At 31.4% G+C, this 392-nt stretch carries 1 protein-coding gene; it reads right to left on the reverse strand.

The genetic code is table 11. The features are described 5' to 3' along the window. A partial coding sequence (locus tag ASV53_RS24830; RefSeq protein ID WP_141226362.1) for a hypothetical protein occupies positions 1-211 on the reverse strand: 211 nt, incomplete at its 3' end. Positions 212-392: the final 181 nt, after the last annotated feature.

A 392-nucleotide genomic window follows, 5' to 3' on the forward strand; every position in this document is an offset into this window, starting at 1 on the left:
TAAATTTAACCTCATCAACTTCATCTGGACTCATATACAGTACCCCACCAAGAATAAAGCCATATACAATCTGGCCGATTGTAATGATTTTTGATATTCCTTTATTTTCAATCGCCACTCTAAATGAATGCTTGAATTCGCTTTCATTCATTGGCAGGTATCCAATGGGATTATAAGCATACATAGCATCATTAAATTCAATGTAATTCATAAAAACCTTCTTATTAAACAGTATATAGTCACTTCAAGCATTTGAAGCCTAACAATCATTTCAAGTCCGAATGATCACTTGATTTTCATCACCTTATCATTGCTCCGCTATTATATTATTTTCCATTTAAATTTTAACCTGGAGTTTTACATATTAAGGTTTGAATACTTAATGACTGTCT

This window comes from Photobacterium sanguinicancri, from assembly GCF_002265265.1.
In the GTDB taxonomy this organism is placed as follows: domain Bacteria; phylum Pseudomonadota; class Gammaproteobacteria; order Enterobacterales; family Vibrionaceae; genus Photobacterium; species Photobacterium sanguinicancri.